Origin of the sequence: Roseofilum capinflatum BLCC-M114 (genome assembly GCF_030068505.1) — a bacterium.
GTDB lineage: Bacteria > Cyanobacteriota > Cyanobacteriia > Cyanobacteriales > Desertifilaceae > Roseofilum > Roseofilum capinflatum.
The window spans coordinates 1-25,478 of record NZ_JAQOSO010000102.1 but is presented as its reverse complement, the minus strand read 5'-3'; the positions used below and the strand labels follow the sequence as shown (position 1 = coordinate 25,478).

The following is a 25,478-nucleotide window of genomic DNA, read 5'->3' as shown; positions in this document are numbered from 1 at the left end:
AAATACTGTTTGTTTTATTTTATACGGATAATATACAGCGCCTTGCTTGTTTTATGAGGAACGCTACCTCAGATAAACTCTCCTGATAGAAAGCGTTATAATAAGAGCTAAACAACTCAAAATAATTGCTAGATAGTGACATTAAGGGTTCATCATACTTAAAATAGTTAGCACTTGTCACAATCTATGGTAGAGACCCATCTCAACCCCAAGGATAAACATATGAGAGAGAGTGAAAACAATGAACCCTTAAATCAACCTTCATTCAATGGTCAAACAAAATCTAACCGTGGTACTTCTGGGTCTCTTAATCTCTCTCAAGATATTCCCCTCAGATTACTCTTAGTCATTCCCTTTATTGTGCAAATTGTAGGAGCTGTTGGATTAACGGGATGGTTATCTTTACGCAATGGTCAACAAGCGGTGCGGGAAGTGACGCTACAACTTCGAGATGAAGCCAGCGCTAGAATTAAGCAAAACTTGGATGATTATTTAGAAGCCCCTCGGATTATTGCTGAAGTCAATACCAACAGCCTGGAATTAGGACAACTAGATACCCAAGATTATTCCCGTTTAACTCGTACCTTTTGGCGACAGAGAGATCTGTTTTCTCCCATTGAAGTTTCAGCGATTTATTTTGGTACAGTCGAAGGAGAATTTACCGGTTTAGGGTTTCAAAACGATCAAACTTGGCAAGTCGGAAGAGCTGGAGAGGAAACCCAGTTTCACTTTTATAGTTATGCTACCGATCGTCAAGGTAATCCCACTCAACTTTTAGAAAAAGGAAATCCTTACGATCCAAGAGTCCGTCCTTGGTACAAAAAAGCAGTCGATGCTCAGGAGGCAACCTGGAGTGATGTTTATACCGATTTTAAAGAACCGCGATTGAAAATCACCCTTGCTGAACCGGTGTTTCAAGAGTCTGGAGAATTGTGGGGAGTTTTGGGAGTAGATTTTGTTTTATCTCATATCCGCACGTTTTTACAAGCGATTAAAATTGGGGAATCGGGCAAAACCTTTATTATGGATCGATCTGGTTTTTTTGTGGCCACTTCTGGGTCAGAATTACCCTTTGTGATTAAACCAGAGACGGTAGAGCGCTTGCCAGCCGTTGAAAGTGAGAATACAGTCATTCAAAAGACTGCTCTATATTTGTACGATCGTTTTACTGATTTAGAAAAGATTGAAACCGCAGAAAATTTACAGTTAAAGATCGATGGAGAGCGGTATTTTTTGCAAGTCGTTCCCTTTAGCCAAGGACAAAATTTAGATTGGTTAATTGTGGTGATCGTGCCAGAGTCAGATTTTATGGGACAAATCCATAAAAATACGCAACGAACGATCGCCCTCTGTTTCGTGGCTCTATTTGTCGCTACCGGCTTTGGATGGGTGACAGCCAAATGGATCACCGATCCGATTATGCAGTTAAGCAACGGTAGTCGTCGGTTAGCGAGTGCGGCTCTGACGCGCTGGACTCACGAGAGTTTGGCGGAAAATGTGGAAGTTACCGGAGTCGCGGAGTTAAAAATTTTAGCTCAATCGTTTAATCAGATGGCTAATCAGCTTCAAGAGTCTTTTACTGCTCTGGAAAAAAGTAATGAGGAATTGGAGTTGCGGGTGGAAGAGAGAACGGCGGATTTACGTCGAGAGCAGGAAAAATCGGAGACTCTGTTGTTGAATATTCTGCCGGAGGCGATCGCCAAACAACTAAAACAGGAAACCCAGGCGATCGCGGAACATTTTGAATCGGTGACGATCTTATTTTCCGATATTGTTGGCTTTACGTCTTTATCCTCTCGCATGGCTCCGATCCATTTGGTCACTTGGCTCAATGAACTGTTCTCTAGCTTTGATTATTTAGCCGAAAAACATGGGTTAGAAAAAATAAAAACCATTGGTGATGCTTATATGGTGGTCGGAGGCTTACCGGTTCCCCAAAGTAACCATCAAGTAGCGATGGCAGCCATGGCCTTAGAAATGCAAGAGAGTATGCAACAATTTTGTTTAGACAATGGAGAATGTTTACAAATTCGCATTGGTATTCATACGGGGCCAGTGGTTGCGGGAGTGATTGGCGTGCGTAAGTTTAGCTATGATTTATGGGGAGATACGGTGAATGTGGCTTCGCGGATGGAGTCTTCGGGGATGCCGGGAAAAATTCAAGTCAGTGAGCAATTTTATGAGCGTCTTCAAGACCAGTTTGAGTTTGAAGAACGGGGGATTATTTCGGTGAAAGGTAAGGGGAAGATGAAAACTTATTGGTTGCAAGGAACAAAGGGGTATAGTGCTTTGCACTAGGCAAAAAGCAAAATTATTATTTTACAAAGATTTGAGTATTGATGAATATAAAATTAGGTGGAATAATTTTGACGATCGCCACGCTCGGTTCTCTGGAAACCGTCCAACCGGCGATCGCCCAAACCGCGATCGAGTCTACCGCTTCCGAGCTGCAAGAGTTATTCGTTCAATTAGAGATTGCCGATCCAGTCAGCGAAGCTCATGCCTTAGAAGATAAGGGGAGGATGTACTATTTAGAGGGTCACTTTTTTTCTGCACAGCAATTTTACCAGAGTGCGCTACAATTACGACAACAAATTGGCGATCGGGCCAAAATTACTGATACATTAATTAGTTTAGCGGGTGTAGAAGTCAGTTTAGAGGATTATGACACTGCCCTAGAGTTACTCATAGAAGCACAAGAAATTGCTCAATCACAAGGAGACATTGCCAGAGAAATTGAAGCCTCGATCGGTTTAAGTTTAGTGTACGAAAAGCAAGATTTACCCGATGTTGCTTTATCTAGCACTCAACAAGCATTAGAACTCAATCAAACCTTAAATGATCCGGCTAAACAGGCACATTTATATAATCAAGTGGGCAGTCTATATACGACTCTTCATTTACACTCTCAAGCCCTAGAAGCCTATCATCAAGCCTTGAGTATTTTTCGAGATATTGGCGATCAAATTGGAGAAGCTAATAGTCTGAATGGATTAGGTTTGGTCTATACTGAAGAAGGAAAATTTGAACCGGCTCTTTCCCATTTTTATCAAGCACTTCTGATGTGGCAGCAGCTCGGAGAACTGGAACATTATGGGACGACACTACATAATATTGGCCATCTACTGGAAGAAGATCGACAAATCGAATTAGCGATTATTTTTTATAAACAATCCATTAATGATCTTCAAGCTATTCATTACCAAGTCAATGATTTTTCTGTAGAAAAACAGAAGGCATTTATGGGAACTGTTTCCCATCGATATCGCCATTTAGCCGATCTTCTTTTTCAACACAATCGCCCCCATGAAGCTCATCAAGTGCTAGATTTGTTGAAACTGCAAGAATTGGATGAATATTTACATACGGTGAAAGGCGATCTCGACTTACAAACTTTGAGTTTTCATCCCGTAGAAGAGAATATTTTTAATCAATTTATAAAAGCCCAAGATCAGGGAGTAGCGTGGATTCAAGACTTAGAAGTATTAATGGAAATTCCCGAAGCCGATCGCACGGTGGAGCAAACGGAAAGGATTAATCAACTGAACTCATTATATCATCGTTTGCATGAAGATTTGAATCGGTTTCTGGAAGAGTCAGATATTACTCATATTAGCCAGAAAATCACAGATTATAACTCAGAAAATCAAGGCTGGAATGAGCATATTCAGGGTTTACAGACTGTGCTACAACAGTTTCAACATCAAACGGCGTTGGTTTATCCTTTTATTGTGGCCGATCGGCTAGAGATTATGGTCATTTTTGCCGATCGCCCACCGATCAGACGTACTGTACCGGTGAGTCAGTCAGAACTCGAACAGAAAATCGCTGAATTTCGCACCGTAGTCACGCGCAAATATCCCCTACCCCGCGTAAAATCAGTGGGTCAACAGCTTTATGAATGGTTAGTGCAACCGATTGAACAGGATTTGCATCAAGCGGGAATTGAGGCGTTAGTGTATGCACCGGATGGACAGTTGCGCTATTTGCCCTTAAGTGCCTTATATGATGGTGAGGATTGGTTGATTCAACACTTTGAGATTAATCATATTACGGCCACGAGCTTACAAAACTTTGCTCCCCAAACCCATCGAGAGCGGAAAATCTTAGCCGGAGCGTTTACCCAGGGCAATTATCAAGTCCAAGTGGGCGATCGCCAATTTGACTTTTCTGGATTACCCTTTGCTCAAAAGGAAGTGCAAAATCTGATCCAGCGATTCCCCGAACATACCACCTTATGGAATCAGGATTTTAATCGGGATGCCACCCTACCGGAACTCCAAGCTCATCAGATTATTCATTTAGCCACCCATGCAGCCTTTGTGAAAGGGGAGCCAGAAGAGTCCTTTATCTTATTAGGAAATGGCGATCGCATTACCCTACGGGATATTGAACATTGGAACCTATCGGATGTGGATCTAATAGTCCTCAGTGCCTGTCAGACGGCGATCGGTGAAATTCTCGGTAATGGGGAAGAAATCCTGGGTTTAGGCTATCAGGTGCAAAAAGCCGGAGCAAAAGCGGCGATCGCCACCCTCTGGAAAGTAGACGATCAAGGAACTCAAGTCTTAATGGATGAATTTTATCAATTGCTGGATACCGATGTTTCGATTACCCTAGCCCAAGCCCTTCGCCAAGCGCAAATCAGTTTAATTGAAGCCCAACTTCCCGCAGCCGGGAATGTTGACCCCACCTCTTTTCAACATCCCTACTATTGGGCCCCGTTTATTTTAATTGGTAATGGTCTCGACTAAAGGCGATCGCCCCAAGGCAGCCTAAAAAACGGATACGCCAGTAGCCCAGCGTGTAGCGCTATACTGGGCAAGGTGTTGGAGTGAATTGTCGAATCTATGCCCTATCCTGTCCCCCCTCAATTGCCGCCAGTTGTTCATACTATTCCCCATCAGAGTCTTAGGGTTGCCGAGCCAACTGAGGGGATCGATTGGGTGGCTCCTGCACCCGTGACTAGGGTAGAATCCCTGCTTGAAAAGGGGGACGATCGCAGCGAACCCTTCTGGACTTTGGAGACCGTAGAAAGCTTAGACACTCCTGAACCCGTCTCCCCTCCGGAAGAAACTGCGGTTGAACCCGAAGCCTTGAGTTGGGTAGGTGGAGAGACCCTATCACCTATTTCTCCCCCAGAACTCTCGTCTCCAGACGATGAACGCCTCGTCGCCAGTACCCAGGCTTCAGCGTTAGGGGGCGAGTTATCGGTGAGTTCGCAGGTGCAGGTTGTGCCGGTTCTGGATGTTGATCGGGTTGGCGATCCGAATTGGGAACCCAGGACTGAGCCGGAATTACCAGCGCTTGCCGATCCACTCTCCCCATGGCAAACTACGCCAGCTTCTGATGCGATCGAGAAAGTTTTAGCAGAAAACAGAGAAGCGATCGCCCAAACCCCTGAATCAGATCCTTTGCCCTCTTCAGACCTCGTACCCCTGAATGGGGATGAGCCAGCATCCGATCGCGAAACTCCGATCCCGATTGAATCCGCCGAACCGGAAGAGGTGGAAATTCCCATTGCTCCTCCGGGACAAGAAGCGGTGATTGAATTAACGGCCGATCGCCAAGAATTTGATGATGAGCGGCAAATTTTCACGGCTGAAGGCAATGTGGAAATGCTCTTTGATGATGCCATTTTGCGATCGGATAAATTACAGGTTAACCTCATTAACCGCTTGGCCCTGGCAGTGGGCAATGTGTCTTTAGTCAGTGGCGAACAAATTTTATTAGGCTCTCGCTTTCTCTATAACTTTGTCCAAGGAACGGGAACAGTTGAAAATGCCAGAGGCGTGGTCTATATTCCCACGGCTGGGACGGATTTTGACTTTACAGATGAGAGCGCCGATTCCCAACTTTCTCCTCCGGGAGAGCGCATTATTTTAGACCAACCACCCACAGATGTGACCAATGAAGGAGGCGTGATCATTAATGTGGGGGGCGGCGGGAGTAATGCGACCACCAGCGTGCAACAAGGGGGACAGGTACGACGGGTCAGGTTTGAGGCGCAACGGTTAGATTTTACCCCCGAAGGTTGGCAAGCGACGGAGATTCGATTTACCAACGATCCCTTTTCTCCGCCAGAGTTAGAGGTACGAGCCGATCGCGCCCAGTTAACCCGAATTTCTCCCCTAGAAGATGAGGTGTTAGCCACTCGTCCCCGGTTGGTGTTCGATCAGCGTGTAGGGGTTCCCCTGTTGCGCGATCGCCTGATTATTAGTCGAGAAGAGCGCGATCCGGCGATCGCCAATATCGGCTATGATGACCGCGATCGTGGAGGCCTCTTCATTGAACGCAGTTTTGAAATCATTGAAACTCGCCGTTTTGCCCTCCGATTAGCCCCCCAATTCTTAGTGCAACGCGCTCTAGGATTCTCCAGTGATAACCGAGATGCAGAGAGTGTATCCGAGGAAGAGTTAGAAACAGATTCCTTTTGGAGTTGGATCGGTTTACGAGCCTCTTTTGATGCCAAATTAGCCGCTCAGACCAATTTCCAAGCCAATGTCAGTTTAGCCGGACTCAATAATACCGGAGATACGGCCAGGGCTAACGTACAATTGCAACACCTAATTGCCAATCATACCTTAAGCGCCGAATATACCTATCGCAATCGATTTTATAATGGTTCCCTCGGCTTTCAAACCGTCGATCGCAGTCTAGGGGTTGTCTTTGCTTCACCCATTCAAACCATTAGCGATACGGGAATTGTCGTCAATTATCAAGCCAGTTTCCAAAATATCTACGCCCCAACCGATCGTATAGAACTATTAGATCCGTCAGATTTGAGTAATGACCGAGCTTCCTTAAATCGTACCCAGATGAGCGCCACCATTCGTCGTCCCTTTTCTCTGTGGAAGGGCGAACCCTTACCCGCAACTCCCACAGAGGGACTCAAATATACCCCTAAACCGGTCGTTCCTTATGTACAATTTTTAGCCGGATTAACGGGAACCGCCGGATTTTACAGTAATGGCGACAATCAGTCCTATGTGCAAGGATTACTAGGCCTTCAAGGACAATTTGGCCATTTCTCTCGCTCCTGGCTTGACTACACTGGGTTCAGTTTGCTCTATGCCCAGTTTATCCCCACCGGAGAATCTCCCTTTCGGTTTGACCGCGTGGCTGATGTGCGGGTTTTGCAGCTAGAACTCAATCAACAACTGTATGGCCCCATTCGCGTTGCGGCCCGTGCTGGGTTTAATCTAGATACTGGGCAGACCATTAGTACCGATTATATGGTTGAATATAGTCGTCGCACCTATGGCGTGACCTTTCGCTATAATCCAGAATTGGGGTTAGCCGCTCTCGGATTTCGCTTAGGTGATTTTAATTGGAGCGGGGTGAGTCAGTCTTTTTCAAGTCCGAATATTCGCCAAGCAACTCCCACCGTGATTCCATCTTTTTAATTTTAATTAGAACCTATAGCAAACCTAAATGAGTTATGTCATAGCTGCCCCTCATCCCCCAGCCCCCTTCGGCTACGCTCAGGGCAAGCCTTCTCCCGCAGGAGAAGGGGAGCAGAAGTCCCTCTCCCACGGGAAGAGGGATTAGGGAGAGGGCATTTCCTGTTGCACAACTCATTTAGACTAGGTATATTCCCTATTCCCTATTCCCTATTCCCTATTCCCCATTACTCCCCCATGACCGGATCGGCAAACCCATGGATTACTTTTCTGGAGAGCGTATCGGTTGGTCGAAGTGTCTCCGAAATGCGATCGCTCTGCTATGTTCCGGCATTGCTGATTTATTATAGTTTTGATTTATACGGCTATCAGGTAGACGAGTGTATACAGCGATGGTTAGAGCAGTTTAAGGGGGATTGGTTGCGTTTGGCGATCGTAGAAGCCTTATATCAGGGGCGATATAAGATTATTTCTATTGAACAGATTTTGAATCTTTGGGCTAGACGGGGACAACCGATCTGTCATTTTAATCATGAGTTCGAGCAAATTGTCTGTAGTAAATTACCCGAAGAGTTACTGCCTTTAGATTATCTGAATCTCACTCCGGAAATGCGCTTTCCGACTCCTGAAGTCCCCCCACCGGTTGAGGAGGATGAGGATTGCTCGGTGGATGAAGAGCAACCCCCCACACTCACGGATGTAAAGACAGAAGAAAACGAGGAACAATCAGACGAGGAAGAAAAAAGCCTCGATCCTGAATCTTCAGAGAGTGACGATCTGGCGATCGCCGTTGAGGTCGAATCAGAGCAAGAGAATGAGCCATCCGAGCGGCTTTCCATCGATCAACCTCCCATCGATCAATTTTCGCCCCCTTTACCCACTTCTGAGTTTTATTTGAAACTGCAATCCTTTGCCCATGATTCTCCGCCTAGTTAATCGGGGATGGGGGGAAAGCGCTGTAACTGTATCCGTGTCTCCCCGCATTTCCACATCTCCTTCTCCTACCCCACCCATAACCGCCGCGATGCCCTTTCCGGCCCTGATTTCTCTGATGTCTTCCTTGTCCTCCTCGTTCGTGAGCAGAATGGATAATAGCGTTGTATTGGTCTAGGAGTAAATGTTGGGGTTGGTACGTTTCGCCAGTTTGACGACTTAAAACGGAGACAAACGAGCGTAAATGATTGCGAGAGCCTCGCACTAAATTACGATACACTCGTTGAATATCGGGGTTTTGGGTTTGTTCGATCTTCTCTTCTAGATCGACAATATCGAGTTCTTCAATTTTTGCCCCAACTTTAAGAGCATCAGCTAAGGAGTTATGACCGGTTTTGAGTAGGGAGTCATATAGGTGTTGCAAATCTGGATTGGTAAAGACTCCTGGATGGTTATTGGCGATCGGATCTTGGAGTCCGTAACGGTTGAGCAGTCTCAGCACCGCAGCCATATGGCGAGTCTCGCTTTGGGCGATATTGTCAAAAATAGGAAGTTGCCAATGGGTATAGAGGGTTCGATAAATCTCGTGTGCCAATTTCTCCTCTTCTCGCATATAAAGCAATCCTTCTGCCTCTGAAACATGCAGAGCATTGAGCGTTAAATAGGGGTTTGAGTACATCATCGGTCTCATATCAAGTCTGGGTAATCCATTAAACTCTCACCTGAGTTTATAGTACATGGTGCTGCGAGGTAAAACCCGAACTACTTCATCTACCGTAGTTTTACCCAGAGTTACTTTATCCGTGGCTGCCTTGCGAAAGGACATAAAATCGGTATTTTGCAAATATCGGCGCAGCTCGGTTACTCCCCCTTCATAAATTAATTCCCGCATGGAGTCATCCACATTCAACAATTCAATAATTGCTTCTCGTCCTAGATATCCGGACTGAAAACATTTAACACACCCTTTTCCTTTGCGCCATTCTTCCGGGTTAGCCTCATGTAACCCAATTCCCAAAATCCTTAAATCCTCTTCACTGGGGCGATACGGTGTGCCACAGTGAGGACAAATACAACGGACTAAACGTTGAGCAATAATGCCCAATAGCGCGTCACTAATTAAACCGGGATCGGGGCCAATATCTTTGAGTCGGGGAATGGCTCCTACGGCATCATTGGTGTGTAGGGTGGTAAAGACTAAATGGCCGGTTAAAGCGGCTCGAACTGCGGTTTCTGCGGTTTCATGGTCGCGAATTTCCCCGACCATAATGATATCTGGGTCTTGACGCAAAATGGCCCGCAAGCCTGCGGCAAAGGTCATGCCTGCTCGTTCATGGACTTGGGTTTGGGTGATTCCGGATAAGATGTATTCTACGGGATCTTCAACGGTGACCACATTGACTTGCTCTGTGGCGACGGATTGCAAGCTGGTATAAAGGGTGCTGGTTTTGCCGGAACCAGTGGGCCCGGTGAGGATGATCATACCTTGGGGTTGGCGCAACCAGTCTTGATAAAGGGGTAAGGTTTGCCGATTAAATCCGAGGTCTTCGATTTTACTAAAGGGATTTTGCCGAGGGAGCAGTCGAATAACGGCTTTTTCGCCACTGACACAGGGAAGGGTGCTAACGCGCATATCCATGCCCAATTCTAGGTTGTCTTGGGTGGCGTATTTTTCGCCAATCCGACCGTCTTGGGGGCGACGACTTTCGGCTATGTCCATGTTGGACATGACTTTGAGGGCGACGATCACTTTACGGCTGACTTCTGCGGATAGGGTGGTAATATCTCGGAGTACACCGTCAATCCGATACCGAACTCGCAGGCCTTGGGGAAAGGGTTCGAGGTGAATATCGCTGGCGCGGTTGCGGAGAGCGCCGGAGATGATGGTTTTAATGCGGCTAATTTGGCCGACGGCTTTGGATAGGTAGAGTTCGGTAACTTCGGTAATATTTTCTTGTTCGAGTTCCCCGGTGATGGGGTTAACGAGGGGGGCAGAGCTGATGCGGGTATGGTCAAAGTTGCGGCTGTGATGCCAAGCGCTGTAGCTTTTTTGAGAAATGGGGATGATTTTGATGTTGGTGAGGGTACGATCGCTCATTTCTCGAATTTGATCCGGTTCTACGGTTACCGGAGAGCCGAGATAATAGCAATTACGCCACAGCAGCAAGGGAATAATGGGGGGTAGGTTTTGGCGATCGGGGAATTCCCGCCAAAACCGGGAACTGACTTCAGAATCGAGTAAAGAAAGGTTCAGTTGGCGATCGCTATCGATTAATAGCTTAATGGCTTCATCACAGTTGACTGTACCTTGTCGGAGTTGTTGCCAAGCTGAAGGAGTCAGATCGCTGGTTTGCATGGGTTTTGGCTTGAGTGGACAATAGACAAAGCGGTAAATGTTAGCTGCCGTAATAAAAGCGAATTTCCTTTTCTTTCAGGGGAGCAAAGTCGGCCGCGAGTAACTTTTGATTGAGTTCGTCTTGGGGTAAATGCTTGGCTCCGATGCGAACAATGCGCGATCGCATGGTATTACTCACTCCGCTCCGTTGGCGATCGGCTTCCAAGCCCATGACTTGATGATATAATTCTAACTTAGCCGGGGGGATGGGACTGCCATCTAAATCGAGTCCTTGGGCGATCGCTGCATCCACTGCATCTGCACCGGTTGTTTTCTGGTCTTCTGAAGCCATATTTATGATTTCCTCAACATTAAAATCAGTCTACAATAACTAAAAAACAACAGTCAACCCTCGAATTTATTAATGATTAATTATTAATTCGTCTCATGTCTTACTGTCTCAATCCCCATTGTAAATCCCCCCAAAATCCCCAGGGAGCAAACTACTGCCAGACCTGTGGAAACAGCCTGATCCTCAAACAACACTATCAAGCGATTAAAAAGATTGGTCAAGGCGGATTTGGTCGCACATTCTTGTCTATTGATAGAAGCCAAGGGAACCCGCGCCGTTGTGCGATCAAACAATTAAGCTTTGAGAGCAAAAATCCCGACATGCAACGCAAAGCAACTGACTTATTTGAACAAGAAGCTCAACGACTCTATCAACTGGGTAATCATCCCCAAATCCCTCAATTTTATAATTATTTCCACGAAGGAGACAATCACTATTTAGTCCAAGAATATCGCCCCGGAGAAAACCTAGACGTAATTTTAGAACAAACGGGAAAATGGACAGAGCCTCAAATTCGGGACTTACTGAAAAAACTCTTACCGGTTCTCAATTATATCCACGATCGCCAGGTCATCCATCGGGATATTAAACCCGCCAATATCATTCAAGGCTTAAATGGCGAGTATAGTTTAGTTGATTTTGGTTCCGCCAAGTATGTCACCGAAACCGCCCTGCTCAACACGGGAACCACCATCGGTTCCCCCGAATTTGTTGCCCCCGAACAATTGCGCGGCAAAGCTATCTATGCTAGTGATTTATATGGTTTAGGTGTAACTTGTTTATACCTGTTAACCCAGGTTTCTCCCTTCCTGCTCTTTGATAGTGCGGAAGGAGTTTGGGTGTGGCGGGAATACTTAGGAGACACCCAAATGAGTGACAAATTGGGTGCAATTTTAGATCGATTAATCCAACTGGGAACCAAGCACCGATATCGCTGTGCTAGAGATGTCTTTCATGCCCTCAAACCGGCGAAAAAACTACCGCCACCCCCTCCCCCGCGGCCTCGATTTTTCCCACCTTCAGGGACAAAAATATGGCGCTGTGTGCAAACCTTAGAAGGTCATCGAGGTTCTGTCTGTGCCTTGGCCATGAGTCCGGATGGGCAACTGTTAGCCAGTGGGAGTTTTGACAGTGGGATCAAAATTTGGAATCTAGAAACGGGGAGCTTAGAAGAGACCTTAAACCTTCATACGAACCCGGTATTGACTTTAGCGTTTAGTCCCCTAGAACATCAGTTAGCCAGTGGCAGTATTGATGATGTGATTAAGATCTGGGATTTTGGTACGGCGACAGTCTATTGTACGCCCCTAGAGCATTATGGCAGCTCCGTAACCCTGTCTTTAGCGTACCATCCCCAGGGCAAGGCGATCGCCAGTGGTGGAGACGATCGCCAATTACAAATTTGGTTAACCGAGAGCGATCGCCATCTGTCTATTCCTCATCCCCGTGGGATTAATACCGTCGCTTTTAGTCCCGATGGGAAACTTATCGCCTCTGGAAGTAGCGATAATCAAATCTATTTGTGGCATGTAGAAACCGGAGAACCCATAACCCAACTCAAGGGACATCAACGGGATATTAACGCGATCGCCTTTAGTAGAGATGGACATTTAGCCAGTGGAAGCAGCGATCTAACAGTAAAACTCTGGAACTTATCTTCACTTCACACAACCCCCTTACCTCAACATACCTTTCAACCTTCGTCCGACTGGGTAAGAGCAGTAGCCTTTAGCTCAGACTCCCAACAACTGATGGCCGGAAGTGCAGATGGGAGCTTAACCATCTGGGATTTACAAATGCTTCAAATCCGGCAAACCTTGAGAGAACATTTCAAGGATATCAATGCCATCGCCATCAGTCCTGGGCGATCGCTTATGGCTACCGCTAGTCGAGATACCACAATCAAAATTTGGATCGGGGACTAACTGCGAATAATGATACCTGAGATCAATACACAACTGACTCGCCTGTTCTGTCAGCTCTTTTAATCGCTCCGGATCGGTAGTTCGCTTAATATCATCGAGCAAATATAAAATCTCACTCAAAGTCGTATAAGTTAACTGTCTTTCTTCCAGAAGCATGGACGGATGAATACACATAGGTCACAAAATCAACAGTCTTTGTCTATAGTCTTGCTGAAAAAACATCAATTGACCTCATCTTATCGGGTGAACTGACTGGATGATTTTCTGTATGTCAATCCTTGACCCATCACCCAGCCATGGGTACCACCGATCAACGCGCTAGGGGGCAAGAATCGGTATCTGTGCAACTTCAGTTACAATAAAGTCATTCTTAATATTTGTCTACATTATTAATCTCTATTGGTGCAACTCGGAACTCTTTACGGCATTGGGATTGGTACAGGCGATCCCGAATTAATTACCCTCAAAGGATGGCGGCAACTGCAAAACGCTCCCGTTGTAGCCTTTCCCGCCGGACTCAACAACCAACCTGGTATAGCCGAAACCATCATCCAACCCTGGCTCAAACCCGAACACATCCAACTCTCTCTTACGTTTCCCTATGTACAGGATGAAAGCCTTCTGCACCAAGCCTGGACTGAGGCGGCTGAAACGGTCTGGCACTACTTAAATCAAGGGCAAGATGTGGCCTTTGCCTGTGAAGGGGATATCAGTTTCTATAGCACCTTCAACTATCTGGCTCAAATCCTCAACCAACATCATCCCCAAGTCCCCATAGAAGCGATTCCTGGCATTGCCTCACCCATGGCAGCCGCAGCCGTTCTCGGACTTCCTCTAACGGTTCGGAATCAACGGTTAACTATTTTACCTGCTCTCTACCATATCGATCGCCTGGAACAAGCCTTAAACTCTTCTGAAGTGGTGGTCTTAATGAAAGTGAGTTCTGTTTATGGGCAAGTGTGGCAATTTCTGAAACAGCGAAATTTGCTCCCACAGGCTTACATTGTCGAACGAGCCACCCAACCGAACCAGAAAATCTATTCTAATTTAGAACAATTTCCCCACCTTTCCCTTTCCTATTTCTCGGTACTGATGATCATCGGTAATTCATCCTAGTGCCCTGACACAGCTTTACTCTTTATTAAGACAAATTCTGATTGATATGGGCAGGTTGCATAATGTCGGTTAATCTAAAAAGAGCAGAGTGGCACTCTCTTAGGCATGTTGCATAATGTCCCCTAATCTATCTGGTCATAAACCCAAATTCAAGCGCCGTCCCCATTTGGCGATCGCCGTACTTCCTGATGCTACGTCAGCATTTGCTGCTTACCGATTACTCTATAGCCAGGGTGTTTCCCCCGAATACTTAGCCATTGTCGGGCGAGACTTTAATCCTCCCGAATGGGTTGGACTCTATAAACCCATGAAAATTATTTTCGCTAAGGCCTATCGACTGGGGTTACTCTCAGCCTTTGCCGGGAGTGCGATCGCTGCCATACTCCTATGGATCTTAAAGCTGGAACTCCCCAATTTTGATCCTCTCCAATGGGTCTTAGTCATTCTATCAGCCGGACTCATGAGTGCCCTGTGCGGGAGTCTCGTGGGGGCACTGATTGGCTTGTTTGGTGAAGGCAATACCTCTAGTATCTATCGCCATCACCTGCTACAGGGGCGATATTTACTGATGATTGAAGGGCCAGAACACATGGTACGGCGCTCGAAAGAAGTCTTAAGTCAATATTCGAGTTCTCCTTCTTAAACCCTGGAACATGCTTCGCGTTCAGCAACGGTTTCATCAACTTCTCCAAACCGTACCCTTGGCAGTGGCCTTAATTGTGCCTTTTGTCCTGCAAATTGTGATGGCAGTTGGCTTAACCGGATATTTGTCGTTGTACCATGGGCAAGCAGCCGTCGAGAATGTGGCCAGTGACTTACAAGCAGAAATGAGTGCCCATCTAGATAATTATCTGGTAAATACTCTTTCGATTCCCGATCGCATTAATCACCTCAATGCGAACGCCATTACCAACGGACAACTCAATCCCAACAACTTTGAGCAGTTAAGCCAAAAATTTCAGGAACAACTCCAGTTATTGCCGAGTGTGAGTGAGATTCGATTTGCGAATCCAGAAGGGGAATGGGTTGCCCTACGTTCTCGAAGGGATAATCCTGACCTCTTAGAACTGGCGATCGCCTCTTCAGAAACAAACGGTCAACTGCATATTTATTCGGTGGATCGAGGACAGCGCGGAGCATTGTTGCGATCGCTTCCTAACCCTGACCCCCGTCAATCTTCTTGGTATCAAGAAGCCACTCGCAACGCCATCCTCGATAGGGATTCTACTCAGCCTTGGACAGCCCCCTATCTTTCCAGCACGGGTGAAATGAGCCTAGATGCCGTCTTACCCATCTATGACGCAAACCAAACCCTGATTGGTGTCTTTTCCACCTCCATCTGGATCTCGAAACTTCAGCAGTTTATCCAAACTTTCAATCATCGCCTAGACAGCCAGATCCTGATTCTTGACCCTACAGAGGGGATCGTTGTACCTGACCTCACCTCCCTGGGGTCAACCGATACACTCATCCATCAGGCTGGGGACTACCTCAAAGCCTATTTAGACCAGCACCTTCTACTGCAAGAACCCACGGATCTGCACATGAGGCTCCTGAATACCCCCTACATTCTGCATCTAACTCCCCTGAGCGATCGTCAAGACTTAAATTGGCTGATGGCAATCCTTGTGCCTAAAGAGAGTTTGATGGAAGAGATTCACCAAGGACGCAACCTCACCATCATAATGGGTTTGATGGCCGCGATCGCTGCTACAGGGATGGGTTGGCTCACCAGTCGTTATATTGTCCGACCCATTCGCCAACTCTCCCAAGTGGCGATCGCCCTTTCTGAAGGCAACTGGGATCGCACGGCGGCTCCTTGGTACTATCGCACCGATGCCTTGGGGACTTTGGCTTTGGCCTTTGAGCGGATGCGCTATCAGCTTAAGCGCTCCCATCGCCAACTGCAAACCTATTCTCGCTCTTTAGAAGCAAAAATCCAAGCCAGAACGGAAGAACTCGAACAAGAGATCCGCGAGAGGCAAACCGTGGAAATCGCCTTACGAGAATCAGAAGAAAAATTCTCCAAAGCCTTTCGTCGCACTCCCCACCCGATCACCATTACTCGTTTAGCCGATGGCAAACATCTGGAAGTCAGTGACAGTTTCCTCAAGTTAACTGGGTACAGCAATCAAGAAGTGATCGGTCGCACAGCTTTAGAGCTGAACCTCTGGGTTCACGTGGAAGAACGGATGCAGTTGTTTCACCTCATTCAGCAAAAGAAGCAAGTTAAAAACTATGAATTTACCTATCGCACCAAGGCCGGAGAATATCGGGTGGCGCTGCTCTCCTCCGATGTGATTACGGTGAATGGGGAACCCTGCTTACTTTCGGTGACCACTGATATTACCGATCGCAAACACCTAGAGGAAGAATTGCTGCGATCGCAACACTTTCTCGATAGCATCATCGATCATATTCCCCTGGCTATTTATACCAAGGATATTACCCAGGATTTCCGATATCTGATTTGGAATCAAGCCAGCGAAAACATTTTTGGTTTAGGCAGCGATCGGGTGATTGGTAAAACCGATGCCCAAATCTATCCCTTAAAACAAGCCGCTCAATGCAGCTCCCATGACTTACAAGCCGTACAAAAAGGGAAACTTTTAGAGATTAGCGAACATTCTTTTCAATCTCTCACACGGGGTAAACTTCTCCTCAGAACTCTCAAATTGCCTCTCTATAACCGGCAAGGAGAGGCAACCCATTTACTCTGTATTTCTGAAGATATTAGCGCCCGCAAACAGGCAGAAACTGCCCTGCAACAAGCTAAAGAAGCGGCAGAAATGGCGAACCGCGCTAAGAGTGAATTTTTAGCCAATATGAGCCATGAATTACGCACGCCCCTGAATGCAATTTTGGGATTTAGTCAATTAATGGCCAATGACCCTAAATTTGCGGCTGGAGCTTCGGAACTGAATATTATTAACCGCAGTGGCGAACATTTACTAGAGTTGATTAATGATATTTTGGAAATGTCCAAAATTGAAGCCGGTCGGATTACGTTTCAACCCAGTGCTTTCGATCTAGAGCAATTATTACAAACTTTAGAAGGAATGTTGCATATCCGGGCCAATGCTAAAGGCTTAACCTTAACCTTCGATCGCCCCCCGGATTTAGTGCAATATATTCAGACCGATGAACAAAAACTGCGCCAAGTCTTGATTAATCTGTTGGGCAATGCGATTAAATTTACTGAAAAAGGAACCGTGAGATTACGAGTCTCTCAGGTGCGGCAAGATCCCCAAATTTGCTTAACCTTTGCTGTGGAAGATACTGGAATTGGTATTGCTGAAGATGAATTAGACCAATTGTTTAATCCCTTTGTACAAACCGAGTCCGGACGGCGATCGCATCAAGGAACGGGATTAGGGCTTTCGATTAGTCAAAAATTTGTCCAACTTATGGGGGGGAATATTGAAGTTGCAAGCATCCTGGGTCAAGGCAGTTGTTTTCGCTTTCAAATTCAAACAACCCTCGCGAATGTCGAGGCAGTAGAGCCTATGATGATGCAAAATCGGGTCATTGGTTTAGCTCCCGGCCAACCCCAATATCGGATGCTGATTGTCGATGATATCCCGGAAAATAGACTGTTATTGGTGCGCCTATTACAACCTCTAGAATTCGAGATCGCCCAAGCTGCAACGGGAGAAGAGGCGATCGCCCTTTGGCAACAGCATCATCCCCATGTCATCTGGATGGACATCCGCATGTCAGGTATGGATGGATACGAAGCAACTCGAAAAATTCGGGAATTAGAAGCTCAAGTCTCTCCACCTCATAAAACCATCATTATTGCCCTGACTGCCAGCGCCTTTTCCCAAAAACGAGATTTAGTCTTTGCTGCCGGATGTGATGATTTTATTGCCAAACCCTTTCAGGAAGAAACCATCTGGAATAGCCTAGCCAAACATTTAGATCTAGAGTATATCTATGAGGAACCTTTACCCCCAAACGATACCTCGGAACCATTTACCCTTACGCCCGATCAGCTTAAAATAATGCCATTGGAGTGGATCGAGGCTGTTCATCAATCGGCTTTAAGTGGAGATGATGAAACCATTCAACAGCTTATTGGCAAAATTCCGACCCATCATCAGCATTTGATTCATACTCTGTCTGATTTAGTGCATCATTTCCGTTTTAATACTTTAGTAGAATTAACTGATGAACAGTAAGGTTCTAGCCGATTTATTAATTGTGGACGATACCCCCGATAATTTGCGTTTGTTATCCTCCATGCTCACGGAAAAAGGGTATAAAGTGCGTAAGTCCCTAGACGCTAAAGGGGCACTGAAAGCTATTGAGATGGTAAAACCGGATTTAATTTTATTAGATATTCGGATGCCGGAAATGGATGGTTATCAGGTTTGTCAGATCCTGAAAGCGGATGCTCGCACCCAAGATATACCGGTGATTTTTATTAGTGCCTTAGATGAGACGGTGGATAAAGTGCGGGCGTTTAATGTGGGGGGAGTCGATTATATTACTAAGCCTTTTCAAGGGCCGGAGGTGTTGGCGAGGGTTGCCAATCATTTACAGATTCATCACTTGAAACAGCAGTTAGAGGCGCAAAATACTCAGTTGCAAGCGGAAATTGTGGAACGGCAAAAGGCGGAAGCGGGTTTAAAAGTGTTGTTACATGCTGTTTCCCATGATTTGCGAAATCCGGTGACGGGGATGTTAATGGTGTTTAAGAATTTGTTGAAACGGGATTCGTTTACCCTGACGCGATCGATGGTAGAACGAATGGCGGATAGTTGCGATCGCCAATTAAACTTAATTAATTCTTTGTTGGAAACCCAGCACAGCGAGATTTGGGGGGTATCTCTCCACTGTCAACCCTTGTCTTTACCTGACTTAAGCGATCAGTTAGCAGCAGATTGGGAACCGGTGTTAAACCAAAATCAGGCCCGTTTAGAGGATTGCATACCGCCTAATTTACCTCTGATTAATGGCGATCGCCAGCAACTGTGGCGGGTATTTGAAAACTTGTTCGCTAACGCCCTCAAGCATAATCCCCCTGGCTTAACCCTGACCCTCACCGCTACAGTAGAGGGGGATGTTGTCCGTTGTACTGTGAGCGATAATGGTACAGGGATGACTCCCCAGCAATGCGAAACCCTGTTTCAACCCTACACGAGGGGCGATCGGGAAAAACGCAAAACTGGGTTAGGATTAGGATTATATTTATGTTCCCAAATTATTCATGCCCATGGTGGCGAAATCGGCGTAGATAGTCTCTTACATGAAGGGACCAGTTTTTGGTTTACTTTACCCGTTCAATGAATAATAATAACCCTCAATTCAATCTAGAAGAGAAAATTGCACAGATAGAGGCCAAACTCGACCAACTGCTGGTGGAGTCTAGTCGCGCCGAGTCTGAAGAGAAAGATCATTTTATCCAACGAGAAAATGATTATTTACATCAGGCTCTGGAAATTAGCGATCGGCAAAAATCCTTACTCCAGCAAGAGTTAAGTCACTATCAACAGAGTCTAGAGTCCCTAGAAGAACATCAACAAGAGCTGCAAACAGAACTGACTCAAGTGCGCCAAATCCTGATTCAACAGGAAACCCAAATCGAGATGTTACGCCAAGCCCTGACTCAATCTCAAGAGTATGCCCAAGCGATCGAAACTCAACTGCTACAAGTGCAAAATAGTCAACGGGAAGCGACACTTTTACCCCGACCCCAACTGCAAGGGGTACTGCCGGAAATTTTAGCGGAAAAGTTGGGACTATCGACAGCCGAAGTTTTCCAACAGTGGCGATCGGGTAAACTACAAGGATGGCATTTAGGCCGAGATCAACGGTTTTATCCAGCCCGGTAATACTTACTCCCCATCTCCCTTATCTTGGAACACATCCACCAGGTAGGGGGAAAGCTCATAATTAAGTTGTCCGGCTTTGATAAACTCGGCATAAGTATCCGCTTCGATCGCCAATAGCTCCTCCCGCAATTGTTCAATGGCATATTCCCTGGTTTCAGGATGTTGTTGCCGTAGCTCTTGAATTTGAGTCTCTAACTGTTCTAATTCTCCTTGCACCAGTGCGGCTTGATAACGATAGTATTCTGGCTCAATTTCCGGTCGTTGTTTACCGGATTTCAGGGTTTCCATGACTCGATTGAGCGCAACTCGGCGAGCGACTGCTTCTAAATATTTCCGTCTTAGGGGTTCATCACCGAGGAGATTTAAGCCTTGTAAGAGGGGTTTAATCGTTAAGCCTTGCACCAAGAGCGTAAAGAGAACCACACCAAACACGGTGGCACTGATTTGATCGCGCCCTTCTAGGGCAATGGGTAAACTGAGAGCTAGGGCGATGGAAACGGAGCCGCGCAAGCCACCCCACCAGAGGACGGTTTGTTCTTTCCAATTGATATCGACTGGAGTAATCCAGTTACTCAAGGTTCCTAAGCCATAAATGGCGATCGCCCGCGTAATAATCATCGCCCCAATGGTAATCAGAATTTCGTCAAAATTTTCGATCAGACTCGACAATTGCATCTGATCGCCAATCAGCAAAAACACAATCGAATTGACGAAAAAGGCCAAAAATTCCCAAAACTCACTCACAATCACGCGAGTTCGGGGATTCATACCAATGCGGGAGCCAAAGTTACCTAAAATTAAGCCCACAGTCACCACACCAATAACTCCTGATCCTCCCACTTCTTCGATTAGAATATAGGTTCCGTAGGCAGAAATCAGAGTTAAAGATTGTTCGACTAAGGGGAGATCAAAGCGCTGGGTGAGATAGGAAATACCAAAGCCAATTAACCCACCAATGCCTAACCCTAAACCGACAAACACCACAAACTGAACAATACTCGCTTGTAGATTAAATTCTTCTACACCTAGGGGAATACCAACGAGCAAACTAAAGGCAACGACGGCTACTCCATCGTTAAATAAACTTTCCCCTTCCATTACCACACTGAGGCGTTTAGGTGCGCCCAATTCTCGGAACAGAGCCACGACGGAAACGGGGTCAGTTGCCGAGAGACTTGCCCCTAATAAAAGAGCCGTGGCTAAGGGTAAGCCGGTGAGTTGATTGACTCCCAGACCAATACCCACCACGGAAATACCTACACCAAGGATGGCAAACAGGCCAATGGGAACAATATTTTGTTTGAGTCCTGACCATTTTAGATTCCAAGCGGCTTCAAAGAGCAGGGGCGGGAGGAAAATGGAGAGAATCAGCTCCGGGGAAAGATTGACCAGACGCACATCCACAAGAGCGAGTCCGAGTCCCACAATCACCAGCAGCAGGGTGTAGGGAATCTGACGCAACCAAGGAACGATTTGGGGTAAGGTGGCAACGCTGAGGGAAACGGAGAGGACAAGGAGAAATTGCTGGAGGTTAGCGGCGATCGCTCCCTGTTCTTCTGCTACAGTCGCTATCAGCATGGTCAGTTACTCCACAGGCTTTGGCTTAAATCAGGCTTAATTGTATCCGAACCTTGAGCCGTTTGCTAGAGCGTTCCGTGGACGGTGCGTTATGCGGAAATATCATTGATTTATAACCATTCACATTTTCTGGCCGCATAACACACCCTACCCATTATGGTGTCGCCCCCGGTAGTCGCCCCCGGTAGGGTGTGTTGCGGCATCGATCAATCATGGGTTGTCACGAAAAATATTGACATCGCCGCAACGCACCACCCCCACCAACTAGGCAATAGGCAAATAGGGACGCTACTTAGCTGCTTGCTACCTGTTAGCAAACGCGATCAACCCTCATCAAAGGGGGCTTCTGAGCAAAAAATGGTTTTCCTATTACCTATTACCCACCCCCATTTTAGGTGTCGTACATCCGCGCTTCTATCGCATCAGGGTGTTCGTCACAGTATTCTTCAAACTTAGTTTTGGTGATCTTCTTGGCTTGCTGGTGAGCCGCTTCTGCTTCTAACTCTTCCACAATTTCCCAAGCAACAGCACATTCAGGAGAGTTTGGGCCTTTATCTTGGCAAGTTTTACGAGCTTCAGCAATCGCCTTTTCAATCTCTTCTTGCAGGGTGAGCGCTTTCGGTTTTTCCAGGAAATCACCCTTATTCAGAATATCGGTAATCGAAATAATGCCCAACACTTCGCCACTGATCACGGGGGCACGATGCAGTCCTAAATTCGCAAATAAACGGGCTACATATTCAACGCCTAAATCGGGATTAATCACCACACAGGGTTTGGTCATAATCTCATAAACCCGAACGGCTTTGGGGTCAGTTCCATAGGCAGTGACTTTATAAACTACGTCACTTTCCGTTACAATTCCGTAGCTATCTTGGTCGTGACGGCGCTTAACAATTAGGGAACGAATCCCTTTTGAGCGCATGAGTTTAACCGCTTCTTCTACAGTGGCTAAACCGCCTATCATCACCACGTCTTTGGTCATGATATCTGATGCTTTTAACATGGCTTGTTCCTCTTTCAACTCTTAGTTTATAATCCGGTTAAGATTGAAGGTCATGGATGTACCAATTCAGGCGCAATTTGCTTAAATTGTTCCTCTAAATAACCATACCACTGTTCGAGGCCAAAACCACTGCGGGCAGAGACTTCAAAAATTTGGGCTTGGGGGGCGACTTGCTGAATATTTTTCAGGGCAACTTCCCGATCGAATCCGACAACTTCAGCAATATCAATTTTGTTGAGCAGAATGACATCAGCACTCTTAAACAGGGTGGGATATTTGAGGGGTTTATCTTCTCCTTCTGTGGTGGAAAGCATGGCTACGCGCAGGGTTTCGCCGAGATCGTAGGCAGCAGGACAGACTAAATTGCCGACATTTTCTATGATCAAAAGCTGCAATTTGTCAAGGGGAATTTCAGTGATCGCCTGGGCAATCATATCCGATTCCAAATGGCAGATACTACCCGTGGTGATTTGCACGACGGGTGCGCCAGTTTCCCGCAATCGTTGGGCATCATTATCGGTGGCTAAATCTCCTACGATCACCCCTGCGGGGAGCCTCTCTCCGAGATCCGAGAGGGTGCGTTGAATCAGGGTCGTTTTACCCGAACCTGGAGAAGAAAGCACATTCAAAACTAACAGCCCTTTGGCTAAAAAATAGCCCCGGTTGCGTTCGGCGAGGCGGTCATTTTTGGCTAAAATGGCTTCGTGAACCGGTAGGGTATGGGTATGGGCACGATCGCCGTGATGATCGTGATGATGGTGGTGATCGTGCCCACGATCATGGGGATGATCGTGAGAGTGATGAGAATGGCTATGAATTTCAACTTTTCCAGGGGTTACGGCACAACCACAATCAGTACACATGGATTTAAGAAACCTCCAAGGATGCTAACTCTAATTCTTTCCCTTGACGAACTTCCCGGCTGAGTTGTCCACAGTGGGGACACAGATGAATCAGGTCACTGGGATAGAAGTTTTCCTGACAATGGGAACAGTAACATTCAACCGGTATGGTTTCGACCTCTAGTGTAGCACTCTGGGCAATAGTATTTTGAGTGACGACATCAAACGCAAACTTTAAAGCTTCTGGAACCACTCCAGAGAGTTCCCCCACTTTAAGTTTTATCCGATGAATTTGGCTTGCCCCCTGCTGGTGAGCATGGTTGAGAGCAATTTCTAGGGTTTGTTCCATGATACTAACTTCGTGCATAGTCAATTAAAAAATAAACATTAAAAATTAAAAAAAAATTAAAAATTGTGATGATTTTGGATCAGGTGGGTGATGTGGTTGAGGGCAATGTTAACGCGCTCTTTTGCGAGGGGAGAGAGGCGATCGCTATCGGAAAAGTCTACACCAGGTACGCTAATCAGCCAAGCTTGGGGCACAGCTTGATACAACCATTGGCACAGAGCCAGTAAACGAGTAGGACTGAGGGAATGTCCCCAGGGTAAGCCTTGTTCTGGGGCCGGTTCAAGGGGGGATCGGGTTACCTCCTCTCCTGATAGGGCAGCATCAACAAAAATGGCTAACTGCACTTCCGATAATTCTTGGGCCAGTTCTGGCATAAGCTGATGGACAGGGCGCGATCGCACTGCGGGTAACTCCCACTCCTCCACCCTCATCGCTACCGTTTGCCCAATGCCATCATCACCGCGCAAGAGATTACCATAACCAATGACTAGCACCCTAGAGGAGGGAGAGGGGGAGACCAGGGGATGGGAGGATGGGGAACTCATGGAAATTAAACCGGTATGGGATCAATTATCGTCTTAATCAGGATCTTCTCCGTCTGGTCGTCATTGTATTCTATTGGGCTTGGACTATCACTAGACGCTAACTAGACCCTATTTTGCCTATACCCTTACCAAGGTATAGATTATAATGTCCTAAAGGATTTCTTAAATCTTCTTAACCTCACTAATGTCCGGAAACTCTTTATTATCTCCTCAACGCCCCAATTCGGCATTCCCTTGGACTCGTGTCATCACGGGTTTAGTGGCCATTCCCATTGCCCTATCGGTCACATTCTTAGGGGGCTGGTATTTTACCCTCGGATTCGGGATTATCGTTTATCTGGGTCAATGGGAATACTTTGAAATGGTGCGGGCCAAGGGCATTCTCCCGGCGGCTAAAACGACGGTCGTAATCACCCAGATTTTGTTAGTCATCTGTACCATTTCGTCCTCTTTAGCCGATGCGGTTGTACCGGTGGCGGGTACATTGATTTGTTTTTATTTACTCTTTCAACCCAAGTTAGCCACGATCGCCGATATTGCTGCTTCTATTTTAGGCTTATTCTATTGTGCCTATTTGCCCAGTTATTGGGTCAGATTGCGATCGATTGGCGAAGGATCGAGTTTGCAATGGAGTTTAGCCCTTCCGAATCATTGGCCCGCTTGGCCAGATCTGCCCATGGGCTTTAAATTAACCCTGTTATCCTTTGTTTGTATCTGGGCTACGGATATTGGTGCTTATGCCTTTGGTAAACTATGGGGACGCACTCGACTCTCGGAAATCAGCCCGAAGAAAACCGTTGAAGGCGCAGTTTGTGGCGTAATTGGCAGTATTATCGTCGCCAGCGCTGGAGCCTATTATCTCCATTGGCCCTACTGGGAATTTACCGGGTTAACCTTGGGCTTGATGATTGGGATCGCCAGTTTGCTGGGAGATTTAACCGAGTCCATGATGAAACGGGATGCCGGAATTAAAGATTCTGGAAAGTTGATCCCCGGTCATGGCGGCATCCTGGATCGAGCCGATAGTTATGTATTTACCGCGCCTTTAGTGTACTATTTCGTGACTTTGGTTTTACCTTTGTTGTCTTCCGGAAGTTAGAAGGCGCAATCCAATCAAGTTCGATTAAACCGCTATGAATCGGTAATCGGTAATCGGTAATCGGAAAAGACAAGCGAGCAAGATGCCCGCACTCCTCCAATCCCTTGATATAGCGCTTTCCGCTTCGCGGACATGAACGCGCTAGGGAATAGGGAATA

General features: G+C 46.5%; 19 protein-coding genes. 11 read left to right on the top strand and 8 right to left on the bottom strand.

What is annotated here, in order from left to right:
- Nucleotides 1-222: 222 nt before the first annotated feature.
- The 4 genes from PMG25_RS19700 to PMG25_RS19685 all read left to right on the top strand — a co-directional run bounded on the left by PMG25_RS19700 (nt 223) and on the right by PMG25_RS19685 (nt 8,339).
- Entirely contained in the window at nt 223-2,298 is a 2,076-nt protein-coding gene (locus PMG25_RS19700; RefSeq protein WP_283768604.1) for an adenylate/guanylate cyclase domain-containing protein, read from the top strand.
- 41 nt (nt 2,299-2,339) lie between these two features.
- The gene (locus PMG25_RS19695) at nt 2,340-4,754 is read left to right on the top strand and encodes a CHAT domain-containing protein (RefSeq protein ID WP_283768603.1); all 2,415 of its coding nucleotides are present in this window, start codon (nt 2,340-2,342) and stop codon (nt 4,752-4,754) included.
- Between the two features lie 96 nt (nt 4,755-4,850).
- Nucleotides 4,851-7,406, top strand: a complete 2,556-nt coding sequence (locus PMG25_RS19690) for a DUF3769 domain-containing protein (RefSeq protein WP_283768602.1) — start codon at nt 4,851-4,853, stop codon at nt 7,404-7,406.
- Between the two features lie 162 nt (nt 7,407-7,568).
- The gene (locus PMG25_RS19685; protein ID WP_283768601.1) at nt 7,569-8,339 is read left to right on the top strand and encodes a hypothetical protein; all 771 of its coding nucleotides are present in this window, start codon (nt 7,569-7,571) and stop codon (nt 8,337-8,339) included.
- Here PMG25_RS19685 and PMG25_RS19680 read toward each other — a convergent pair.
- From PMG25_RS19680 to PMG25_RS19670, 3 genes are read right to left on the bottom strand one after another with little or no spacing between them, the layout of a single operon-like run.
- Entirely contained in the window at nt 8,332-9,018 is a 687-nt protein-coding gene (locus PMG25_RS19680; protein WP_283768600.1) for a DUF2202 domain-containing protein, read from the bottom strand. The two genes, PMG25_RS19685 and PMG25_RS19680, sit on opposite strands and share 8 nt — an antisense overlap.
- A 36-nt stretch (nt 9,019-9,054) precedes the next feature.
- The gene (locus PMG25_RS19675; protein WP_283768599.1) at nt 9,055-10,692 is read right to left on the bottom strand and encodes a GspE/PulE family protein; all 1,638 of its coding nucleotides are present in this window, start codon (nt 10,690-10,692) and stop codon (nt 9,055-9,057) included.
- A gap of 40 nt (nt 10,693-10,732) precedes the next feature.
- Nucleotides 10,733-11,023 (bottom strand): small RNA NsiR4-regulated ssr1528 family protein, encoded by a 291-nt coding sequence (locus PMG25_RS19670; RefSeq protein ID WP_283768598.1) that lies wholly within the window; start codon nt 11,021-11,023, stop codon nt 10,733-10,735.
- 95 nt (nt 11,024-11,118) lie between these two features.
- On the opposite strand from PMG25_RS19670, the gene PMG25_RS19665 reads away from it, so the two are divergent.
- From PMG25_RS19665 to PMG25_RS19640, 6 genes are all read left to right on the top strand, one after another.
- Nucleotides 11,119-12,948: a protein kinase domain-containing protein gene (locus PMG25_RS19665; RefSeq protein ID WP_283768597.1), complete on the top strand. Its 1,830-nt coding sequence runs from the start codon at nt 11,119-11,121 to the stop codon at nt 12,946-12,948.
- 402 nt (nt 12,949-13,350) lie between these two features.
- Nucleotides 13,351-14,064 (top strand): precorrin-2 C(20)-methyltransferase, encoded by a 714-nt coding sequence (locus tag PMG25_RS19660; RefSeq protein ID WP_283768596.1) that lies wholly within the window; start codon nt 13,351-13,353, stop codon nt 14,062-14,064.
- Nucleotides 14,065-14,179: 115 nt separating this feature from the next.
- Entirely contained in the window at nt 14,180-14,707 is a 528-nt protein-coding gene (locus PMG25_RS19655) for a hypothetical protein (RefSeq protein ID WP_283768595.1), read from the top strand.
- 10 nt (nt 14,708-14,717) lie between these two features.
- A complete protein-coding gene (locus PMG25_RS19650; protein WP_283768594.1) occupies nt 14,718-18,245 on the top strand; it encodes a PAS domain S-box protein in 3,528 nt (1,175 codons plus the stop codon).
- The gene (locus PMG25_RS19645) at nt 18,235-19,356 is read left to right on the top strand and encodes a hybrid sensor histidine kinase/response regulator (protein WP_283768593.1); all 1,122 of its coding nucleotides are present in this window, start codon (nt 18,235-18,237) and stop codon (nt 19,354-19,356) included. The genes PMG25_RS19650 and PMG25_RS19645 overlap by 11 nt, the downstream gene beginning before the upstream one ends.
- Nucleotides 19,353-19,901, top strand: a complete 549-nt coding sequence (locus PMG25_RS19640; RefSeq protein ID WP_283768592.1) for a hypothetical protein — start codon at nt 19,353-19,355, stop codon at nt 19,899-19,901. Before PMG25_RS19645 ends, PMG25_RS19640 begins: the two co-directional genes overlap by 4 nt.
- Nucleotides 19,902-19,904: 3 nt before the next feature.
- Here the strand turns inward: PMG25_RS19640 and PMG25_RS19635 are convergent, their stop codons facing one another.
- The 5 genes from PMG25_RS19635 to PMG25_RS19615 all read right to left on the bottom strand — a co-directional run bounded on the left by PMG25_RS19635 (nt 19,905) and on the right by PMG25_RS19615 (nt 24,221).
- Nucleotides 19,905-21,479, bottom strand: a complete 1,575-nt coding sequence (locus PMG25_RS19635; RefSeq protein WP_283768591.1) for a cation:proton antiporter — start codon at nt 21,477-21,479, stop codon at nt 19,905-19,907.
- A 391-nt stretch (nt 21,480-21,870) separates the two neighbouring features.
- Nucleotides 21,871-22,485 (bottom strand): CP12 domain-containing protein, encoded by a 615-nt coding sequence (locus PMG25_RS19630; protein WP_283768590.1) that lies wholly within the window; start codon nt 22,483-22,485, stop codon nt 21,871-21,873.
- 50 nt (nt 22,486-22,535) lie between these two features.
- On the bottom strand, nt 22,536-23,348 hold the full coding sequence (hypB, locus tag PMG25_RS19625) for a hydrogenase nickel incorporation protein HypB (RefSeq protein WP_283768589.1): 813 nt from the start codon (nt 23,346-23,348) through the stop codon (nt 22,536-22,538).
- A 4-nt stretch (nt 23,349-23,352) separates the two neighbouring features.
- Nucleotides 23,353-23,694: a hydrogenase maturation nickel metallochaperone HypA gene (hypA, locus tag PMG25_RS19620; protein ID WP_283768588.1), complete on the bottom strand. Its 342-nt coding sequence runs from the start codon at nt 23,692-23,694 to the stop codon at nt 23,353-23,355.
- A gap of 38 nt (nt 23,695-23,732) precedes the next feature.
- Entirely contained in the window at nt 23,733-24,221 is a 489-nt protein-coding gene (locus tag PMG25_RS19615; RefSeq protein WP_283768587.1) for a hydrogenase maturation protease, read from the bottom strand.
- A 184-nt stretch (nt 24,222-24,405) separates the two neighbouring features.
- Here PMG25_RS19615 and PMG25_RS19610 point away from each other — a divergent pair, with 184 nt between their 5' ends.
- Entirely contained in the window at nt 24,406-25,320 is a 915-nt protein-coding gene (locus PMG25_RS19610; protein WP_283768586.1) for a phosphatidate cytidylyltransferase, read from the top strand.
- Nucleotides 25,321-25,478 lie beyond the last annotated feature (158 nt).

Bases quoted from the DNA above. Each gene is read 5' to 3' on its own strand.
- PMG25_RS19640 (WP_283768592.1), top strand. From the start codon at position 19,353: ATGAATAATAATAACCCTCAATTCAATCTAGAAGAGAAAATTGCACAG.
- PMG25_RS19680 (WP_283768600.1), bottom strand. From the start codon at position 9,018: ATGATGTACTCAAACCCCTATTTAACGCTCAATGCTCTGCATGTTTCA.
- PMG25_RS19610 (WP_283768586.1), top strand. From the start codon at position 24,406: ATGTCCGGAAACTCTTTATTATCTCCTCAACGCCCCAATTCGGCATTC.
- PMG25_RS19645 (WP_283768593.1), top strand. From the start codon at position 18,235: ATGAACAGTAAGGTTCTAGCCGATTTATTAATTGTGGACGATACCCCC.
- PMG25_RS19650 (WP_283768594.1), top strand. From the start codon at position 14,718: ATGCTTCGCGTTCAGCAACGGTTTCATCAACTTCTCCAAACCGTACCC.
- PMG25_RS19665 (WP_283768597.1), top strand. From the start codon at position 11,119: ATGTCTTACTGTCTCAATCCCCATTGTAAATCCCCCCAAAATCCCCAG.
- PMG25_RS19655 (WP_283768595.1), top strand. From the start codon at position 14,180: ATGTCCCCTAATCTATCTGGTCATAAACCCAAATTCAAGCGCCGTCCC.
- PMG25_RS19700 (WP_283768604.1), top strand. From the start codon at position 223: ATGAGAGAGAGTGAAAACAATGAACCCTTAAATCAACCTTCATTCAAT.
- PMG25_RS19675 (WP_283768599.1), bottom strand. From the start codon at position 10,692: ATGCAAACCAGCGATCTGACTCCTTCAGCTTGGCAACAACTCCGACAA.
- PMG25_RS19695 (WP_283768603.1), top strand. From the start codon at position 2,340: ATGAATATAAAATTAGGTGGAATAATTTTGACGATCGCCACGCTCGGT.
- PMG25_RS19670 (WP_283768598.1), bottom strand. From the start codon at position 11,023: ATGGCTTCAGAAGACCAGAAAACAACCGGTGCAGATGCAGTGGATGCA.
- PMG25_RS19630 (WP_283768590.1), bottom strand. From the start codon at position 22,485: ATGTTAAAAGCATCAGATATCATGACCAAAGACGTGGTGATGATAGGC.
- hypA (WP_283768588.1), bottom strand. From the start codon at position 23,694: ATGCACGAAGTTAGTATCATGGAACAAACCCTAGAAATTGCTCTCAAC.
- PMG25_RS19615 (WP_283768587.1), bottom strand. From the start codon at position 24,221: ATGAGTTCCCCATCCTCCCATCCCCTGGTCTCCCCCTCTCCCTCCTCT.
- PMG25_RS19690 (WP_283768602.1), top strand. From the start codon at position 4,851: ATGCCCTATCCTGTCCCCCCTCAATTGCCGCCAGTTGTTCATACTATT.
- PMG25_RS19635 (WP_283768591.1), bottom strand. From the start codon at position 21,479: ATGCTGATAGCGACTGTAGCAGAAGAACAGGGAGCGATCGCCGCTAAC.
- hypB (WP_283768589.1), bottom strand. From the start codon at position 23,348: ATGTGTACTGATTGTGGTTGTGCCGTAACCCCTGGAAAAGTTGAAATT.